General features: G+C 43.5%; 19 protein-coding genes and 1 pseudogene. 1 reads left to right on the top strand and 19 read right to left on the bottom strand.

Going from position 1 to position 18,515, the window contains the following annotated elements:
* Positions 1-9: 9 nt before the first annotated feature.
* The 4 genes from NSQ26_RS12170 to NSQ26_RS12155 all read right to left on the bottom strand — a co-directional run bounded on the left by NSQ26_RS12170 (position 10) and on the right by NSQ26_RS12155 (position 1,964).
* Complete coding sequence (locus NSQ26_RS12170; protein ID WP_499718324.1) at positions 10-300, bottom strand: YfzA family protein; 291 nt, start codon at positions 298-300, stop codon at positions 10-12.
* Positions 301-333: 33 nt separating this feature from the next.
* Positions 334-612 carry a YfzA family protein gene (locus NSQ26_RS12165; protein WP_176763914.1) on the bottom strand — a complete coding sequence of 93 codons (279 nt, stop codon included), beginning with the start codon at positions 610-612 and terminating at the stop codon, positions 334-336.
* 214 nt (positions 613-826) lie between these two features.
* Positions 827-1,222: a GNAT family N-acetyltransferase gene (locus tag NSQ26_RS12160; RefSeq protein WP_499718323.1), complete on the bottom strand. Its 396-nt coding sequence runs from the start codon at positions 1,220-1,222 to the stop codon at positions 827-829.
* Positions 1,223-1,250: 28 nt separating this feature from the next.
* Positions 1,251-1,964: a phosphotransferase family protein gene (locus NSQ26_RS12155; RefSeq protein ID WP_499718322.1), complete on the bottom strand. Its 714-nt coding sequence runs from the start codon at positions 1,962-1,964 to the stop codon at positions 1,251-1,253.
* 76 nt (positions 1,965-2,040) lie between these two features.
* Here NSQ26_RS12155 and safA point away from each other — a divergent pair, with 76 nt between their 5' ends.
* Positions 2,041-2,664 carry a SafA/ExsA family spore coat assembly protein gene (gene safA / locus NSQ26_RS12150; RefSeq protein ID WP_499718321.1) on the top strand — a complete coding sequence of 208 codons (624 nt, stop codon included), beginning with the start codon at positions 2,041-2,043 and terminating at the stop codon, positions 2,662-2,664.
* Positions 2,665-2,697: 33 nt separating this feature from the next.
* On the opposite strand, the gene NSQ26_RS12145 is transcribed toward safA, so the two are convergent.
* From NSQ26_RS12145 to NSQ26_RS12075, 15 genes and pseudogenes are all read right to left on the bottom strand, one after another.
* A complete protein-coding gene (locus NSQ26_RS12145; protein ID WP_499718320.1) occupies positions 2,698-3,588 on the bottom strand; it encodes a DMT family transporter in 891 nt (296 codons plus the stop codon).
* A 16-nt stretch (positions 3,589-3,604) separates the two neighbouring features.
* Positions 3,605-4,585, bottom strand: coding sequence for an NAD-dependent epimerase/dehydratase family protein (locus tag NSQ26_RS12140; RefSeq protein WP_499718319.1), 981 nt, complete (start codon positions 4,583-4,585; stop codon positions 3,605-3,607).
* Positions 4,586-4,597: 12 nt separating this feature from the next.
* Positions 4,598-5,350 carry a hypothetical protein gene (locus tag NSQ26_RS12135; protein ID WP_499718318.1) on the bottom strand — a complete coding sequence of 251 codons (753 nt, stop codon included), beginning with the start codon at positions 5,348-5,350 and terminating at the stop codon, positions 4,598-4,600.
* Between the two features lie 7 nt (positions 5,351-5,357).
* On the bottom strand, positions 5,358-5,732 hold the full coding sequence (locus NSQ26_RS12130; RefSeq protein ID WP_499718317.1) for a VOC family protein: 375 nt from the start codon (positions 5,730-5,732) through the stop codon (positions 5,358-5,360).
* Between the two features lie 432 nt (positions 5,733-6,164).
* Positions 6,165-6,692: pseudogene (locus NSQ26_RS12125) on the bottom strand (GNAT family N-acetyltransferase).
* A gap of 142 nt (positions 6,693-6,834) precedes the next feature.
* Positions 6,835-8,727: an ABC transporter permease gene (locus NSQ26_RS12120; protein WP_499718316.1), complete on the bottom strand. Its 1,893-nt coding sequence runs from the start codon at positions 8,725-8,727 to the stop codon at positions 6,835-6,837.
* Positions 8,702-9,481 (bottom strand): ABC transporter ATP-binding protein, encoded by a 780-nt coding sequence (locus tag NSQ26_RS12115; protein ID WP_499718315.1) that lies wholly within the window; start codon positions 9,479-9,481, stop codon positions 8,702-8,704. The genes NSQ26_RS12120 and NSQ26_RS12115 overlap by 26 nt, the downstream gene beginning before the upstream one ends.
* 171 nt (positions 9,482-9,652) lie before the next feature.
* Complete coding sequence (locus NSQ26_RS12110) at positions 9,653-11,563, bottom strand: ABC transporter permease (RefSeq protein WP_499718314.1); 1,911 nt, start codon at positions 11,561-11,563, stop codon at positions 9,653-9,655.
* Positions 11,538-12,317, bottom strand: coding sequence for an ABC transporter ATP-binding protein (locus NSQ26_RS12105; RefSeq protein ID WP_090776526.1), 780 nt, complete (start codon positions 12,315-12,317; stop codon positions 11,538-11,540). The genes NSQ26_RS12110 and NSQ26_RS12105 overlap by 26 nt, the downstream gene beginning before the upstream one ends.
* Positions 12,318-12,413: 96 nt before the next feature.
* Positions 12,414-13,463, bottom strand: a complete 1,050-nt coding sequence (locus NSQ26_RS12100; protein ID WP_499718313.1) for a sensor histidine kinase — start codon at positions 13,461-13,463, stop codon at positions 12,414-12,416.
* Positions 13,460-14,164 (bottom strand): response regulator transcription factor, encoded by a 705-nt coding sequence (locus NSQ26_RS12095; protein ID WP_499718312.1) that lies wholly within the window; start codon positions 14,162-14,164, stop codon positions 13,460-13,462. The genes NSQ26_RS12100 and NSQ26_RS12095 overlap by 4 nt, the downstream gene beginning before the upstream one ends.
* 445 nt (positions 14,165-14,609) lie before the next feature.
* The gene (locus NSQ26_RS12090) at positions 14,610-15,500 is read right to left on the bottom strand and encodes a permease (RefSeq protein ID WP_499720063.1); all 891 of its coding nucleotides are present in this window, start codon (positions 15,498-15,500) and stop codon (positions 14,610-14,612) included.
* A 118-nt stretch (positions 15,501-15,618) separates the two neighbouring features.
* Entirely contained in the window at positions 15,619-16,071 is a 453-nt protein-coding gene (locus tag NSQ26_RS12085) for a MarR family winged helix-turn-helix transcriptional regulator (RefSeq protein WP_499718311.1), read from the bottom strand.
* A gap of 247 nt (positions 16,072-16,318) precedes the next feature.
* Positions 16,319-16,855, bottom strand: a complete 537-nt coding sequence (locus NSQ26_RS12080) for a nucleoside/nucleotide kinase family protein (protein ID WP_499718310.1) — start codon at positions 16,853-16,855, stop codon at positions 16,319-16,321.
* Positions 16,856-17,291: 436 nt separating this feature from the next.
* Positions 17,292-18,472 (bottom strand): IS3 family transposase gene (locus tag NSQ26_RS12075; RefSeq protein ID WP_499718308.1). Its coding sequence is split into 2 segments (ribosomal slippage): positions 17,292-18,169 and positions 18,169-18,472, totalling 1,182 coding nucleotides; the frame shifts between segments, so codons are not numbered across the junction.
* Between the last annotated feature and the right edge of the window lie 43 nt (positions 18,473-18,515).

The raw sequence follows: 18,515 nt of genomic DNA, 5'->3' as shown, positions 1-18,515 counted from the left end.
ATCCCAGCCTTATTCTCCCCACGCTTTCTTAGTAAGTCGAAAAATACCATTTATCAAGAGAATCACACCTAAAATAAGTGTCGCCAAGTTTGCTGCCGGACTTTGATACACATGAAACCATTCTCCCAAACGAATAAAATGAGCCAACTTCTCCGCTACTTTACCCGGGCCTATTAAAGACCAAGAAAAGTATTCCATCACCATGAAAACAATTTGCAAGAGTATAAATAAACCTAGCCAAATAATCCACGGAAGTCTTTCTTCTTTATCATAGTCTACCTCATGATTTATTTCTGTCATTTTTTCTAATCTCCTTTCCCATATATGACCATCCTACGTCTTGTTAACAATCCGAGAAATACCGTTTAGTAAGAGTAGTGCGCCCCAAATAAGCGTCACCAAATTTGCACCTGTACTCTGATGGAGAGTGAACCATTCTTCCAACTGAATAAAATGAGCTAATTGATCTCCAAACCTATTCGCGCCTAGTAACGGCCAAGAGAAATGTTCAATTATAGCAAAAATAAATTGCACTAGTACAAATAAACCTAACCAAATAAACCAAGAAAGCCTTCCATCGTCATGATCTACTTTCTGATTAACGTCTGCCATTTTTGTCTCCTCCCCATTTTCTATATGCTCTCCCGTTATCTCTTTCCTACATGTTAAAGCATAAAATTCTCCCTTCTTCATTGGTCAATCACTCATTGTTATAGTTATATAGTACACTGATGGTATTGAACTTGCAAGCATCGTTTCCACTGCACGATGAAAAGAACACCTCAGCCTAGGTGTCCATTTCTATCAGCATTTTTGTTCCAACCTTTTACCGCTCCCGCTTCATCACAAATGCATTCTCCGCTTTCTCAAACCCTACTTTTGGATAATACCCCATCGCCTCTGGCGCAGATAGCAAAATCAAACTACATTCTGCACCAATTGACTCTCGTGTTTGCTCAAGTAACTGCCGACCGACGCCGTCTTTTTGGTAATCCACATCAACAGCTAAATCCGATAAGTAACAGCAATACGCAAAGTCAGTTAGCGAACGCGCCACACCTACAACACGGTTTCCATCCCACGCGGTAATGCATAGCGATGCGGCATCTAGCATCTTTTGTAGTCTCTCCTCGTCATTTACTGGGCGGTTGATCCCAGAACGAGCAAATACCTCTCCTAGTTGTTTTGCTGTAATTTTCGCGTCTCTTTTGTATACAAGCATATGAATTCTCCTCTCTTATAAATATTCTCTAACCATGTAATCGCAACCGTGCCCAGCGCTGTACCTCCGCTGGAATTTCCCATTCACCAATCGTTTCCCTGTACCCGTCTAGAAACTTTTTACTCACTTCTCCATCCAACAATGATAATTCGACGACTTTTTCTTCCATAATAGACCTCGTCCGCGCAATGTCAAAACAACGTGCCCCTACCGATGCATTTGTCCAATCAAGTACGGCAATAATCTCGCCCCCACTTATCATCACATTCAAAGGATGATAGTCTAAATGGAGCAACACACGTTCATCACCGCTTGCATATCGCTCTCTCTCAACCTCTGTTAACCACGTGTCTTCGGTAAAAAAATGTGGCGGCACACATATGTCATGTATGTTCGCGTGCATCTGACCAAATTGATACCCGAGCTTTTCTGCGTCGGAAGGGCATTGCTGTAGCGCCGCTAATAACGTGCGTCCCTCGATCCATTCCATCACCGTACACACCTCATCACGAGCGGTGAAAGAAAGAACTTTCGGAATGGGGATGCCGTGCGCCTCTGCATACGCCATGATGCGCAAATCATCCTCACATTTGTGGACACGATTAGCGGGCAATAACTTCACTGCATACACTTGTCCACCTTCCACGGTCACTTTAAATACTTCTGCGTCACGGCCGCCTTCTATTTGCTGAATCTCGGCAACCTTAGACACACCAGACATTCTCGCCGCTATATGCTTCATTGTGGCACCATTTCCCTCCCTCATCGCTCATCCGTTCCCCTAGACTTTTTCATTCTCGTACACTATAATCTTACGCATGAGATACATAACAAGATTTTCTACCATTCTATTGTTGTCCGTCGCTCTCGTCTTAGGTTTACAAACAGAAGCATCTGCTTCTACGACCCATACGGTTGCTGCTGGGGATACAATGTGGAAAATTGCTGTCCGCTATCAAGTTGGTGTGACTGAAATTATCCAAGCAAATCCTCAAGTGAAAAACCCGAATATGATTTACCCAGGTCAAAAACTCACGATTCCGTCCTCTTCTGCCAATAAACGCTTTGAAGAGGAAGTGGTACGTCTTGTGAACGCTGAACGCGCAAAACAAGGACTGGCACCACTAAAGAACAATTGGGAGCTCTCCCGTGTTGCTCGCTTTAAGTCTGAAGACATGCGTGACGCCAATTACTTTGATCACACGTCGCCGACTTACGGAAGCCCACACAAAATGATCAAGGACTTCGGCATTTCTTACCGTGCTTCCGGAGAAAACATTGCAGCTGGTCAAGTGACCCCGCAAGACGTTTTTAAAGGTTGGATGAACAGCCCTGGGCACAAGAAAAATATTTTATCACCGAACTACACAGAAATTGGCGTTGGTTATGCGAAAGGCGGCTCTTATCGCCATTACTGGACACAAATGTTTATCGGGAGGTAAATAAACACATCCCCAGCACGAGTGAGATCATCACTACGTAGCTGGGGATTTTTCGTCTTTCTTTTTCTCCGTTTTCTGATCCTCCATCGCTAAAAGCACAATCGACCCAAGTAAAATGACCGCTCCAACGATATTTTGAGCGGTGATCGCAATCGGGAAAAAAGGAAATGAGATCACTGCAAGCAGGACAGGGCTAAACGCCCGTGTCACATTCGCAATGGAAAACCGCATATACTGGAGCGCTTTAAAAAAGAGCAGTGTCCCTACAAAGCCCGTAAAGAGTGAAGATAAGACAATAAAAAACGCCCCTTGCCAACGAAAGCCTGTGCTCAAATCATCCGTAAACAGGACATAAACAAGGACAAATCCTAACGCAATCACATTGTTGGTGAATAGTATTGCATTTGCGTTTCTATCTTTTGTTTGTGTCTTCTTAATGTATATATTGGTGAGCGCAAAAAAGAACGTATATATAATCGCAGTGATGACACCAATGAGCAAGGCTGACTCTCCCCCACCTTCACCAACAAACAAAAATGTCCCTAGCAAGGCAACAGCAATGAACACCACCTCTTTTTTCGTCATCCTCTCTTTTAAGATGAGCACCGCTAGTATCACTGCAAAAATCGTGTACAACCGCCCAAGAAATCCGATCATGACCGGTGAGAGTAAGCTAATACTAATAAATAACGCAATGACGCCAATCGCATTAAACAATGCCATCCACATTACATCTTTCGCGACATAAAAGACGACTTTATTTCGCGAGATAAGCCCCCATATAAAACTCGCGACAATGACCGTCAACATATTCACCAGGGCTGCTTTACCAGGGGAGATGTGAATAACACCAAACTTTGACATAAGCGGGCCAATTGCAGTAAACACAATTGACGCCGCATTGTACATATGTCCTGTTGCCAAATGACCGCTCCTCTCGTTACCTCATGTTTCTCTCCCGTTGCAAGCAATAGGCAGTCACACGCGCTAACTCATTCATCGCATGTATAGTCGGCTCCTGGAACGCTTGTCTCGTGAACCAATCGTAACTCCGCCTTAAGCCTTCTTCTAACCCAATACGTGGCTGCGGCAAACCATGCTCACGCAATTTATCGGTACACATCTTATACATGACATCTCGAAACGGGAAAAACTGTTTTGCCGTCACTTGTAATAACGCCATTTCTTCTACTGATACAGGCAATAACTGCGTCTCCCCGGCACATCGCGTGCAAGTGCGCACGAGTTTTTCCCACGTGACTTCTTCCGGATGGGCGAGGTGATACGCCTCATTCTCTGCTTGTTCATTCGTTACGGCAGCTAGCATCATGCGAACGACATCGTCTATATGGACGAATTGCACGCGCTTGTCCGTTGCTGGATAAGGGATCGCTTCCCCTTTTTCGACCTGCTGGAAGAAATACGATTCTCTATACAATTCGTTTCCTTCGCCGTAAATATACGGAGGGCGAAAAATCGTAACAGGAACATTGTACTTGTTTTCAAACAAAACATCCTCGGCTTCTCTCTTATCAAGCCCGTACCGACCCCAGTGCGGATTGGCACCACGCAGTGAGTGTTCGTGCAACAATTGCTGTGACGGAAGGTACACTGCACCCGAACTAAGAAACACGTAACGTTGCAATTTGCTTGTCTCTATAACATGCAACACAACTTCAATATCATGACGCGTGTAAGCAGAGATATCAAAAACGTAGTCGTAATGAACGCCCGCTATACACTCACTTAATGCCTGTTCATCTGTCCGATCACATATATGATGTGTCCGGTAACCGGTGACATCCACCTTCCGCTGCCCTCTCGTCACAAAATCAACCATATACCCACTAGCAATGAGCGCTTCCAACACTGCTCGTCCAACAAAGGCCGTTCCGCCTAGTACTAGGACACTTTTTGTCATAATGCGTTTTCCTCACTTTCTCATCCCGACCATCCTCGTCAAAACTTCTCGCAAAATCTTTTGGTCATACCCAGTATGCTGATGGATCCTTGCTGCCCAATCTGCCACTGTCGGACACGGTACATCGTCAATTACACCTTCACTCGTACTCAAAAAACTGTTCCAATCACAAAATTCCCAATGAGCCACCTCTGTTTTATAAGGGATGCGACACTCTAACAATGGATATGAATTCAACGTACGTTGAGACAGTTCTGCCGCTTGGAAGAAATCAGCCATTGACATCGGCTGACTACAAAACGACTGGGTTGAGACTTTTCCATTCGGCCGATGGTACAAAATGTTGAACCCTTCTTCACGCGGTTGCACTTGTACTTTCGCAGCCGGAAAGAAGCCGGCTAAACTTTCATTCGTGTAGTCCGCGCTATCCGTATTAATTAAAACCGGCTTGAGCCACTGGTCCCCTAAATCACAGAAAAAGCGATTTCCTCCCTCATCAAGTGCGATCACCGCAGCATGGTCGTGATCTTTATGACCAATCGGATACGCTTCAATTCCTGCTTGTTGAAATGCATCAAGTAACCACAAGGCCAAATCATAACAGTTCCCCGACGTTTGATATTGTGCTCGATGCGCTTTCATCAACGCGACCGATCTTTGTTTTTTTTCACCACTTTGATGATAAAACCATACTTTCGTCAACGTTTCCATCGGAAACTGATCAAACTTATGCCATACATCTAAAATACTCTTAGGTGGTAGCATCGCACTTTCACCCCTCAATCCGACATAAAAACTCGATCCGGTTTCCAAATGGATCATCGACATAAAAACGCTCCGCACCTTCTAAAGGCTCATCATCCTTTACAGTCACACCAGCTGCTGTAAGTGTCGACCGCAATTCCTCCAAATTCGCGACATGAAACGCTGGGTGTGCTTTCTTTGCTGGCGCAAAGTCATCTTGAACACCAATATGCAGCTGATGCTGACCACAGGAAAACCAGACACCGCCCCGCTTAGCCAAATTTGCCGGCTTTGGTATTTCTTCCATCCCTAATATACGCCCGAAAAAATCTCTCGCCTTCTCTTCACTCCCCTTTGGTGCTGCAAGTTGCACATGATCAATGCCTTTGTATTGAATGCCCATTAAAAATTCCTTCCTCACACAATAAAATACATAATTTTCTAACTAATAAAGCCACGTTGACTGATTTCCCACGAATGCGCCTTCTGCCTGCTGAAAACATAGCTTCGCCCAGTCGCCCAATTAGCACCTTGCGCTACGAGACAATATGTCCCCGACAATCCATGAACGAGCCGCAACATCGATTCATGTTCTTATCAGTTCCTCTGCTACTAGTTTAAAACCCGTTTATTGTACTGTCAATCATTCTGCTCGACATGTTTTGACATCACTGAGCACTGCGCATTTTTATGAAATGGCAAAGTTGAAGCGATCATACACTCATGGACACAATCACCACGCCTGTGTGACTACGGGATATACCGCGCCACACAGGCGTGGTGACCGTGTCAATTTAAAAACTGCACGGTCTTCTTTTCTTACCATAAGCTAAGTTTACTTCTCCACATCGTTATTCCTGTAATAAATAAGATAATCTGCCCAACTGCCATCCTCGTAGGAAAACGCCTCGCGCATGCACTCGAATCGAAAACCTGCCTTTTCAGCAAGGTGAATTGATGGGCTATTGTCAGGTAGAATATGACACTCAATGCGATGAAATTGTAATTCCTTGAAGAACGCTTCTCGGGCAGCGATCACACTCTCCACCCCGAAGCCAAGCCGCCAAAATTGATTATGAATCGCATATCCCATCATCGCCCACTGATAGTCCATTCGTAAAATCGTATACAACTCTACCTTTCCAACGTTCACACCATCGTCTTTACGAAAAATACCTAAATGATACATCTCATCACGAGCCGCCTTCGCTTCGAAATTGCTCACCCATTGCGCAAACCAGGTTTTCGTGTATATTTCCATTGATGACGGTCTTCCTTAGTCATACTTCGTTTTGGAGGGAAAACTATGCGCCACCTGGGTATGCCAATTTTCATAGTCATCTAGACGATATGGGCGTAATATCAGCCTGTCTGTTTCTGCTTGTACCGTCACTTTTCCCACTCCTTCCTGCTTAGCACCATCATACAATGCTTATATAATCATTGTCGACCTGAGTCAAATATAAAAAACAGGCCCCCTAAGGAGCCTGCCGCTAAATTTTATACTATAGATCCTTCAACACTGCTCGGAAATAGAGCACACGTGTAATCAAATAATAACCTACCTGCAGTAACACGTATATCCCAATCACCATTGACGCCTTCATAACATTAATCGGCAACAAGTTATTGACCATGACGTATGCAAATGATGCATGCACCGCCCCTACAATAGCTGGCACAAAGAAGAGAAAACGCATTTGTTGGTCTAAAACTTGTTTCATCTCTTTCTTTGTTGTCCCCAGTCGCTTAAGCGAAAATAGTTGGCGCTTTGTATCCTCAAGCTCTGTAAATAACTTCAAGTACAACATGCTCCCTTGTACAACAAAGAAGAGGAAACTGACAAACATGCCAATGACGATCGTCAATGAGAAGTCACGCACCATCGTCACATATTCAGAGGCTTTTAACGTAAGCGCCCAAGCATCCTTTTCATCAAGCGTACCGGCGATGGCTTCAGACACTTCTACTTGATCGCGCCAGTTTTTCAATTCATATCCAATGAAGCGCTGCATGTCTACGTCGTTATTTTGAACAAATTGATCATAATCTTGGTTAGAGACCACATATACAGACGCATACGAGAATAGGCGCTCGGTGTCCGTTTCTTGCACATCATACGTTTCTGCCCTATTGCCAACTTCCAAGTTTAGCTGAGTAGGAATCTTCTCACTAGAGACCATCGTCCCATTCGTCACTACTTTTCCCTGTTCTATCTGTACAGTAGGCACGCCAACGGTTTTAGCTAACTCATTGTAACGTGTTTCCGACAATAAAAAGCCAGAGTAAGGAAATTCGTTCCCACCTTCTATATCTTGAAACGATACATATGGCATCGTTTCATTAATTTGATACAAAACCTCCGCATTATATACACTTAACTTCTCTTCCACTTCTTCCGGGCTAATTAGCGCATACGTCCCTGGATCTTCTTCGACCCATGAAATGGACTGTGGCATACTACTTGTGTCTTCAATGATCGCGTTAAAGATCATATACACAGTCCCTGTCGCCGTCAACACAACTGCACTAATGATAGAGGTCAAAAATAGCATCCGCGCATAATCTTTCAAGCGAAATAAAATATTCGTCCTTGTGATCAAGCGCGTACCTTTCATCAACTGGCTTTTATTTGCATAAAACCGTTTATAAAGTGCGACCGTTCCTTGCGTGAAGAAAAAGTACGTTCCTATGACTGTTAAAATTAATACCGGGAATATTGTTAAATGCAATGTATCCCCTGTTGTCATGACCGCAGTCCCATAACCTCCACCAAGGAGCAGTACTGCTAGTACAGTGAATACCGGTGACGTGATCGGCATGGATTTCGGCTTTCGCGCTGCTTTTAAAAGATCCGTCACTTGTTTGCCACGCATTTTCCAAAATGATAGCAACGTCAACACTTGGAACAGTACGATGAATACAACAACCGTTATGATGAATGCCTTCGGAACAAACGCAAATGACAGCGGACTTTCCACAACCAAAACCGAAGAAATAAAGAGTAAAAACAACTTGGAAAATAACGTACCAAAGAGCAACCCAGCAGCAATCGCTAACAGTGAAAGAATCGTTTGCTCAAAGTAAATCAATTTACGCAACTGCCCGCCATTCATCCCAAACAGAGACAACAAACCAAACTCTCTCGATCGTACTTGTAAAAAAGCTTGATTTGAATAGGTAATAAAAAATACCGAGAAAATGACAATTAGCCACTGTGCTGCGACCATGCTAGATCGCATATGATCACCGATTGAACCATTCATCACATCTGGATGATAAATCACTTGTGCGTACATATGGAAAACGGTGACTGCAAACACACAACTAAGGAAATACGCCGCGTAACGTTGCGCATGACCCGTCACATTTCTACGCGCGAGGGTGCGGAGATTCATGGAAATCACCTCCAAGTATACTGAGTGTGTCTAAAATGTTTTGATAAAACACTTGGCGCTTGTCGCCTTTACGTATTTCTGAGAAAAATGTCCCATCTTTAATGAAAACGACCCGGTCACAAAAACTTGCCGCCGTCGGATCGTGCGTCACCATTAAAATCGTTGCCCCGCGCTCTTCATTCATTGAAGCCAATGTATCAAGCACTTGCCGCGCCGCTTTTGAATCGAGATTCCCTGTCGGTTCATCAGCAAGCACCATCGCTGGCTCATGAATGAATGCACGCGCACACGCAGTACGCTGTTGTTGTCCACCAGAGATTTCTGAAATACGCTTGTCGAGGATGTCGACAATATTCAATTGTTTTGCCAACTGCATAAGCCGCTTCTCCATTTCCTTTAACGGCAATGTGTCAAGTGCTAACGGCAGTAAAATGTTTTCTCTTACATTCAACGTATCAAGCAAGTTAAAGTCTTGGAAAACAAACCCAAGCTCACGCCGGCGAAACAAAGCAAGTTTATTCGGTGACAAATCGAGCGGGTTCTTTCCATTCAAAATCATTTCCCCTGCAGTGGGTTTGTCAATCGTCGCAAGCATATTCAAAAGTGTCGTTTTCCCACTTCCTGACGGACCCATGACCCCAACAAACTCGCCTTCTTCAACACGAAGGTCAAAATCATGTAGCGCTCGGTACGCTAGGCCATCTTTTTTCGGATAATATGTTTTAGACAATTGATTGACTGTTAAAATAGACATGTTCAAAACTCCTTTGTGTTTCACTTGATGGTTCTTAGTATAAACCGCAATAGAATTCTCTCCCATAGAATCATCTTGCAGACAAGCATCACAACCTTACAATGTTGTCATGTTATGTAACGTTTATAATTAGTAAAGACCTCCTACAACGAGGAGGCCTCTATCGCTCGATTAAAGATCCTTCAACACTGCACGGAAATAAAACACGCGTGTAATCAAGTAGTAGCCTACCTGAAAGAGCATGTACACGCCGATGACGAGCAACGCATTTATCACTAAATTTACCCCCATCATATTGCTTAGCATTACATAGGCGAATGATGCGTGAACACTCCCGACAACAGCTGGTACAAAGAAGAGAAAGCGCATTTGCTGGTCTAAGACTCGTTTCATTTCTTTCTTCGTCATACCGAGTCGATTCAACGAAAATAGTTGGCGTTTCATATCTTCAAGTTCCGTAAACAATTTCAAATATAGCATACTCCCTTGTACAACGAAGAAGAGTAAACTAATAAACAGACCAATCGCGACAACCAATGAAAATGCTTGCATGAGCATCACATAATTGAGTGGCTTTAAAGAAACATCCCACACACGCTCTTCGTCAACCATATCCGCAATCGCTTCAGACACTTCTGCATGCTCACGCCAATCTTTCAACTCATATCCAATGTAGCGCCACATATCAATTTCATTATTTTTGACGACTTGATTATAATTATGATCAGCAAGGACATATACAGACGCATACGAAAGCAGCGGCTCGTCTTCCAACTGCCCGGCATCATACGTCTCCTCTGTATCTCCAATCTCGACGTCTAGCTTTGGGGGAAATACCTCCCAGTCCAACACATGTGCATTTGTTAGCACTTCACCTTCTTCCACCTGCACTGCACTGACATTAACCGTTTTGGCTAACTGGTTGTATTGTGTCTCTGACAATAAAAATCCTGAACCTGAGAATGTCGCTTCCTCACCAGTAGCACTTCCTTGCGCAGATACATACGGCATCGTTTCATTGATCTGGTATAAAATCTCTGCGTCGTATGCAGTTAATTTCTCTTCTACTTCTTCCGGATGAATGGTTGCATACGTATCCGGATCCTCTTCCACCCAAGAAATCGATTGTGGCATGCTCCTTGCGCCATCCTCCAAAATCGTATCAAACAGCATGTACACTGTACCAGAAGCTGTTAAAACGACCGCACCAATGACAGACGTCAAAAACAACATACGGGCATAATCTTTTAATCGAAATAAAATATTCGTTCTTGTAATTAAACGCGTCCCACTCATTAATCCCTTTTTATTCGCATACAGCCGCTTATAAAGCGCCACCGTTCCTTGTGTAAAGAAAAAGTAGGTCCCGATGACTACTAAAATTAACACTGGAAACATCGTAAGAATCAATGTATCCCCTGTTGTGATGACCGCAAGCCCGTAACCACCGCCAAGGAATAGCAGTGCAAGTACAGTTAATGCGGCTGACGTTTTCGGCATCGATTTCGGCTTTCGCGCTTCTTTTAAAAGATCCGTCACTTCTTGTCCACGCATTTTCCAAAATGACAACAACGTCAGCACTTGGAACAACACGATAAAAGCAACCACTGTAATGATATATGCCTTTGGAACAAACGCAAAGGCGATCGGATTTTCTACAACCAAAATGGAAGAGAGAAACAGCAAAAATAGCTTCGAAAACACAGTACCCAAAAGCAATCCAACGACAATCGCCAATAGTGAAAGGATCGTTTGCTCATAATAAATCAACTTTCGCAATTGTCGGCCGCTCATTCCAAAAAGAGACAACAACCCAAATTCCTTCGACCGTACTTGTAAAAAAGCGCGATTCGAGTACGCAATAAAAAACACTGAGAAAAGCACAATCATCCATTGCGCCGCAATCATCCCCGCTCGCACATTGCTACCACCGCGGATCTCACCATTCGCTACATCTGGATGATAAATAAACTGTGCATACAAAAAGAAGACGGTGACCGCAAACACACAGCTAATGAAGTATGCCGCATACCGTTGGGCATGACCGGTCACATTTCTACGCGCGAGGGTGCGAAGATTCATGGAAGTCCCCCCCGAGCACACTGAGTGTATCTAAAATATTTTGGTAAAACACTTGCCGCTTTTCACCTTTACGTATCTCCGAGAAAAACGTGCCATCTTTAATAAAGACAACCCGATCACAAAAGCTCGCAGCCGTCGGATCATGCGTCACCATTAAAATTGTCGCGCCACGCTCTTCATTCATCGAAGCTAGTGTGTCTAACACTTGCCGTGCTGCTTTTGAATCCAGATTCCCGGTGGGCTCATCGGCAAGCACCATTGCCGGCTCATGAATAAACGCTCGCGCACAAGCGGTACGCTGCTGCTGTCCACCAGAGATTTCTGAAATACGCTTGTCAAGAATATCTACAATGTTCAATTGTTCTGCCAGCTGCATGAGCCTTTTTTCCATTTCCTTTAACGGCAATGTGTCAAGTGCTAGTGGCAATAATATGTTTTCTCTTACATTCAATGTATCCAGTAAATTAAAGTCTTGGAATACAAACCCTAGTTCACGTCTCCGAAACAATGCAAGTTGATTAGGGGACAAATCAAGTGGGTTCTTTCCGTTCAGAATCATTTCTCCTGAAGTCGGCTTGTCAATCGTCGCAAGCATATTTAAAAGTGTCGTTTTCCCACTTCCTGACGGACCCATGACCCCAACAAACTCACCTTCTTCAACACGAAGATCAAAGTCATGTAGCGCCCGGTATGCTAAGCCATCTTTTTTCGGGTAGTATGTTTTAGACAGTTGATTCACTGTTAAGATAGACATCATCAAAACTCCTTTGTGTTTCATTTGATGGTTCTTATTATAAACAAGGCTACAATCCCCTCCCATAGAATCATCTTGCAAAGGAACGTGATCATCTTACAATGTTGTCATGTTATGCAACGTTTTTGACGAGAATGCAATGGTGACTGTTGTCCCAACCCCCGTTGTTGACGTAAGCGTCAGTGAATGACCTAGTCCTTTCGCAATTGTTTTTGCTAAATAAAGCCCCATTCCTGTTGATTCTTGAAACTTCCGTCCATTCTCTCCCGTGAAAAATGGTTCAAACACACGCGGCACATCGTGTTTTGCAATCCCCACACCTTGATCTATTACATCTAGTAAAATTTGACTTTTTCCTTCCCTTAATTTGAATGTAATCTTTGCACCTGTTTGTTGTGGTGAATACTTTAATGCATTAAATACAATTTGTTGCAATAATACACGGAGCCACTTCTCATCACTGTACACAAAATATACGCCTCGTTCACCTTGAATCTCCGGGAAAACCCCGCGACGAATAAATTGGCGCTTCTCTTCATTCACAATACTACTGATCACCGTAATTATATCTACTTTTTCCGCCTTCAAGTCCATCGCAAAATGATCCAAACGTGCTAAATGCAACAGCAACTCGAGCCCGTGTCGGAAACGATCATTCTCATCACTAATTTCATCAAGTACCGTGTCATTTCCATCATTTTTTCCTTGTTGCACCAATAAAGAAATCACTGAGACAGGGGTTTTCATATGGTGAACCCATTGATTGAAAAACAACTGCTGCTGTTCGTGTGCACGTATATACATATCAAGCTTCTCTTCATACTTACGACGCTGTTGCCACTGCCCTTCCTGCCAAAGTCGTGCTTCATATGTTGGCATATGCATATTTTCAAACAAGCCGTCTTGCCCTTCACCTTTTGTATATTCATACAGCTTCTTCAAATATCGCCGGCTTCTCACATATTCAACTATTAGCCAGGTCACGAGCAAAAATAAACATAATAAAAACGCATAAGCAACGACGCCTCGCTCCACCGATGATTCCTTCGTAGAAAAAAATAAGTGAAACACAACCGTTGCAAGTGCTGTATTCAACATAAATAAAATGATCACCGCAAGTCTATCTAACAAAAATGCGCGGATCATAAAGATGCCCCCCAATTGATATTCAAACGATACCCTTGACCACGTACTGTTTGAATCGCATCTGTAATTCCTAATTCTGAGAGCCGTTTCCGCATCCGCGTCACATTGACTGATAACGTATTATCATCAACAAAATGTACCTCATCCCACAATGCCTCTAGTAAATCATCCCTACTCACAATTTGATTAGGTGTATCCGCAAGACGCGCAAACAAACGTGCTTCATTTTTCGTCAGTTCCGCGACCTTGTCTTGAAAATGCAACTCATTGCGAGACGGCCAAAAACGTAGCCCTTCCAATTCACGCACCGATTCAGTATTTGGCGCTTGCGCATATTCACCGTATGCGCGTCGCAACGCACTTTTTACTTTCGCCACCACAACATCAAGATGAAACGGCTTTGTTAAATAATCATCGCCCCCATGTTCAATCGCCATCACTTGATTCATTTCATCCGTCCGCGCGGAAATAAACAATACAGGCACATTCGAAATCGCACGAATTTGCCGGCACCAATAAAAGCCATCAAAGTATGGCAAGTTAATATCGAGTAATACAAGATCCGGTTCTACCTCGAGAAACTCGTCTTTAATCGCTTCATACCGCACCGCTTGCGTCACTTGGTAACCATACCTTTGCAAGTGCTCTGCGACAATGCGCCGAATTTGCGCATCGTCCTCAACAATGAAAAGATGATACATCACTCTAAACTCCTTTATGAAAGAACGGGCCTAATATAGTTTGTGCCTCTTTCCTAGGTATTATTTCTTATGTTAATCTTCTCTCAGTCAATTGTCTATTCACCTACCTTAAAAAAGAAGCGTCGCTAAAAACGACGCCCCCTCTCCAATTGCCTACTTTTGGTCACGTGGGGTGCAACAGCATGCGGTACAACACCCCGCAGTACAGCAGCTCTTATTCTTACTCTTTTTCATTTTCTCACCTCTCTTGCAGATTTAACAGTAAAATGAGCACCTGATAAGCATCGCAATCCATCGCTCTCGACTTTCCTACTTTTGGTCACGTGGGGTGCAACACGATTGCTTTTCTTTCTCTTTCACTTCCACTACTTTCACGCTACAGCAGCTCTTGTTCTCGCTCTTTTTCCCTTTCAAAAGACTGAAAAATCCCATGTTCTCACCTCCCTTACAGGTTTAACCCTAAGAATAAGTAACCAGCAAACGTTGCCATCGAAAAGATCGCGATCATATACGCCACCATCAGTCGTTTCTTGAAAATACTCGTTAGCATCAGCACTTCCGGTAAGCTCGCACCTGCCCCGCCAATGATTAGTGACATCACCGGTGCTAACGGAAAACCACCCGCTAAAAGAGCTTGCGTCACAGGTAACATCGTCGATAGTCTCACATAAAGGGGAATCCCTAAAACTGCTGCAACGGGGATCACCCACCACTCACTTTGATTTTGGAAAAAGGTAAAGACCGAAGTCGGTACCGCTTCTTTAATGAATGCACCGATAAACGCGCCAATAACAATGTACACTCCAACAGAGCGAATCAGCCTCCACGTCTCACCGATCGACAATTTCAAATGATGTGCCCAGTCGCGACGACGACGCTTCATATCTTCCTCTTCCTGTCCCTCAACAATGACGGCTTTGATTTGTGCCTGAAAGTTGAGTTGATCAAGCACATACCCGACCACGATCGAAAAGACTACAGTGACTCCCGCATAAATGAGTGTGACCTTCCAACCATATACAAGTGCCATCAAACCAAGCACCCAGATATTCAACAACGGCGACGTAAAGAAAAACGTCATTACCGCTTGAAACGGCACGCCACGATTCAGCAATGTCACCATTAATGGAATCGTTGAACAAGAACAAAATGGTGTCACGAACCCAAGAATAACCCCTGCAACACTACCGACCATCCCTCTCCCAGACGACATTACTTGCTTGATTTTGTCAAATGGCAGATACGGTCGAATTACATTCATCACAAAAGATACAACAACCAATAGTACCAATAACCCTTTCGCTAACTCGTAAAATGTGTGCCATAGACTTGCCATCACATAAAATTCCACCTTTCAATAATTGGTGATTGCAACTAATACCCACGAGGGAATAGCATATTACCGATGTTCAATAATTGCGTTTTACAACTAATTACCATAAAAGAGCCGCTTGTTAGCAGCAATTGCTTTTCTTCATCGCTTCTAACAAGATGTCAAGACTCTCTAGCACTTGTTCTTTCTTGTCTGCTGGGATGTGAGAGAAAATTCGTTGTAAATATTGTTGCATTTGCACATTTACTTTCTCACCAAACGCTTCTCCCTCCTCCGTTAAGGTTAATTGCACATAACGGCGGTCTGTCTCAGACTGCACACGTTTCACAAGCCCTTTTGTCACAAGCCCTTGTACTTGCCGGCTTAGTGTACTCGTTTCCATACGCAAATGTTCTGCTAACTCATTGAGCGACGGGCCATTTAACTTGTGAATGTGCTCAAGCACGTAACTTTGAATATTTGTGATCCCACAACATGATGCGCCTTCCTTTTCTAAAAAGACCATATTCCTTGCTAACATTTGCAACACATCGCGTATTTGTGATAGTCCTGGTTGTACACATCTGTTATTCACTCATCTTCACTCCAGCCAATTAGTTGTATAACGCAAGTATATCACAGTCAAAACGTAAGACCAAGGAAAACGCAATTTTCTTTCAGTGCCCTTTAATATCGTTTATTTCGTGGCATATTAGTTGTATAATGCAAATATAGAGCACTTCTGATGTCCTGTCAAGGGAAAATCTGAAGAAGGTAGTGTTTATGCAATGATGCGTTGGCCACCACTTTTTTGAAAAGATAGTAGCCAACTAGATGACTCGTCAACTCTCAGTGCTTCTTCGTTTATGGATCACACCAACCATTTGACGAACAATCTCGTCCACAGCAGATTGTCCGTTCATCATATCATCTGCGCTCGGCTTTACGACATCATTCATATGTGTGTACGCTTTTCTACTCACATTTAAATAGTGGGTACAATCATCCACCAACTCACTCATTAAATTTGGCGGTTGGCGAATGATTCTCCTTGCAAACGCGATATCTAGTGGCGTATCAATATAGAAGGAGAGGTCAATCAAGTCCCTCATCTGCGTTTGTAAATACGAAAACGGATAATCTAAAATGATGAAGTCACACTTCTTGCGATCACGTAATATGTTTATATCGCGAATGATCGGATTCACCTTCCACTCATCATAGTTTGCCCCATTTTCTATCCACTGGCAGAGATCACTCGGTCCTTCTAACTCGTAATCATCGAAGTGTAGCACGTACGCATTCGGCAACTTGCTCGCTAAAGCACGTGCCACTGTCGTTTTCCCTCCACCCGAAACAGCGGCAATCGCAATGATCATAGATGATGCTCCTTCCTCGGTCAAACAGCAACATTCTCTTTATCTTTTCTCTTTATCTTTTGTTAAACGGTTCATTTTAACTTTCACATAGCAAGCAATTAGAAAAGCAATTACCATATTTGCCGCCACATTGACCCGGTCAAGCAAAATTGTAACACCGCCTAGAAAAAATAAGTTGTCCTCATTGGAAGAGCGCCTGCCATCATTCGGAAATGAAACGGGCAGATTTCCATGTAAAAATTCCAGTAAATCATTCGAAGTTCAACCCGAGCGATTTTACATGGAGAGGCGGGCGTGTTAGCCTGGTGCGGTGTAGCCAAGCCTTATTTTAGCTTGGATCTTGGCGGGGAACACATGCCCGTAGAGGCTCCATGTCAAAGCGCGATGCAACTGCTCACACCCCCTTCGAGGGACGTGCAGTCATTCCTCAAGTTAGTTAACAAGCCTGAACTTCCATAGGCGTTTTACCTCCAAGCGAACTGTGAGGACGGATATGATGATAATATCGGAAAATATAGTCCTCGATGAGCCATTTTAAATGACGTGTGTTTCTAATCACAAAATGATTTAGGTGTTCATTTTTCATTTTGCCGAAAAAAGATTCCATCGGTGCGTTGTCATAAGGGCATCCGGCGCGACTCATGCTTTGTATGACACCGTTTTGCTTACAAAACTCAGTGAAAGCTTTAGAGGTGAACTGGACTCCTTGATCACTGTGTAAGATCAATCCTTTTTTAGGCGCATGTTTCTGCAGTGCTTCTTGTAACGTTTCAATTGCAAGGTCAGCGGTGATATGTGAATCCGTCTTTGTGGCGACAATGCTACGATTGCTCAAATCCAAAATGGAACAGTTATAACGGACTTGTCCGTTCGCTAAATGAAGGTACGTAAAGTCAGTGCACCACCGTTGATCCGTATGAGCAACGACAAAATTTCTGTTTAAAAGGTTCGGAAAGACGCTGTGCTTCTTCCCTTTCACATAAGGCGGCTTTCGCTTATATGCAATAGAACGCAGCCCTAGTTCTTTCATGTACTTGTGCACAGTAAGTAGGCTACATGTGTATCCCTCATGAGCCAGCCTTTTATGGATCATACGGTAGCCCATTTTCCCGCCATAACGGTGGAAAATGTCTTTAATACACGCACTGATCGCCGCTTTTCTTTCTTGTTGTTTTGCTCGTCGTTTCTTTCTGTGATTGTAGTAGGCATTGGGTGATAGTCGGAAACGTCGTAGTAGCCATCGCACACCAAATTCCTTGGCATTTTCGTCGATGAATTGATAAATTAGTTCTCGCTTTCCTTCGCAAAGAATGCTGCCGCCTTTTTTAAGAAGAGGTTTTCCTTTTCTAGTTCCTCATTTTGTTTTTCTAATTGTGCTAGTCGGTCATATACGCTTTTTGCACGTTCTTCATCAATTTGGTTGGATTCATTGCATTCTTTGCGGTATTGCTTCACCCAATGATTGAGGGTCCCATGCCCCAAACCATATTCTTTTGCTAAACTTCCCATGCTTCGTCCCTCTTCAAGGTGCATCCGGACGAGTTTTTCCTTGAAGATTGCGTCATAATGTTTTTTACTCATTTTGTAACACCACTTTCTGTTGGTTTGATTATACATCTTTTCCTCATGTGGTGTTACAACTTCACTATATCATGTCAAT

The sequence above is a fragment of the Bacillus sp. FSL W7-1360 genome (genome assembly GCF_038592975.1).
In the GTDB taxonomy this organism is placed as follows: Bacteria; Bacillota; Bacilli; order Bacillales; family Bacillaceae_D; genus Shouchella; species Shouchella lonarensis.
The sequence above is the reverse complement of the archived record's forward strand: the minus strand, read 5'-3'. Positions and strand labels throughout refer to the sequence as shown.

Bases quoted from the DNA above. Each gene is read 5' to 3' on its own strand.
- NSQ26_RS12090 (WP_499720063.1), bottom strand. From the start codon at position 15,500: ATGGCAAGTCTATGGCACACATTTTACGAGTTAGCGAAAGGGTTATTG.
- NSQ26_RS12165 (WP_176763914.1), bottom strand. From the start codon at position 612: ATGGCAGACGTTAATCAGAAAGTAGATCATGACGATGGAAGGCTTTCT.
- NSQ26_RS12120 (WP_499718316.1), bottom strand. From the start codon at position 8,727: ATGAATCTCCGCACCCTCGCGCGTAGAAATGTGACGGGTCATGCGCAA.
- NSQ26_RS12170 (WP_499718324.1), bottom strand. From the start codon at position 300: ATGACAGAAATAAATCATGAGGTAGACTATGATAAAGAAGAAAGACTT.
- safA (WP_499718321.1), top strand. From the start codon at position 2,041: ATGAGATACATAACAAGATTTTCTACCATTCTATTGTTGTCCGTCGCT.
- NSQ26_RS12155 (WP_499718322.1), bottom strand. From the start codon at position 1,964: ATGAAGCATATAGCGGCGAGAATGTCTGGTGTGTCTAAGGTTGCCGAG.
- NSQ26_RS12095 (WP_499718312.1), bottom strand. From the start codon at position 14,164: ATGTATCATCTTTTCATTGTTGAGGACGATGCGCAAATTCGGCGCATT.
- NSQ26_RS12130 (WP_499718317.1), bottom strand. From the start codon at position 5,732: ATGGGCATTCAATACAAAGGCATTGATCATGTGCAACTTGCAGCACCA.
- NSQ26_RS12160 (WP_499718323.1), bottom strand. From the start codon at position 1,222: ATGCTTGTATACAAAAGAGACGCGAAAATTACAGCAAAACAACTAGGA.
- NSQ26_RS12100 (WP_499718313.1), bottom strand. From the start codon at position 13,463: ATGATCCGCGCATTTTTGTTAGATAGACTTGCGGTGATCATTTTATTT.
- NSQ26_RS12135 (WP_499718318.1), bottom strand. From the start codon at position 5,350: ATGCTACCACCTAAGAGTATTTTAGATGTATGGCATAAGTTTGATCAG.
- NSQ26_RS12115 (WP_499718315.1), bottom strand. From the start codon at position 9,481: ATGTCTATTTTAACAGTCAATCAATTGTCTAAAACATATTATCCGAAA.
- NSQ26_RS12080 (WP_499718310.1), bottom strand. From the start codon at position 16,855: ATGATCATTGCGATTGCCGCTGTTTCGGGTGGAGGGAAAACGACAGTG.
- NSQ26_RS12110 (WP_499718314.1), bottom strand. From the start codon at position 11,563: ATGAATCTTCGCACCCTCGCGCGTAGAAATGTGACCGGTCATGCCCAA.
- NSQ26_RS12140 (WP_499718319.1), bottom strand. From the start codon at position 4,585: ATGACAAAAAGTGTCCTAGTACTAGGCGGAACGGCCTTTGTTGGACGA.
- NSQ26_RS12105 (WP_090776526.1), bottom strand. From the start codon at position 12,317: ATGTCTATCTTAACAGTGAATCAACTGTCTAAAACATACTACCCGAAA.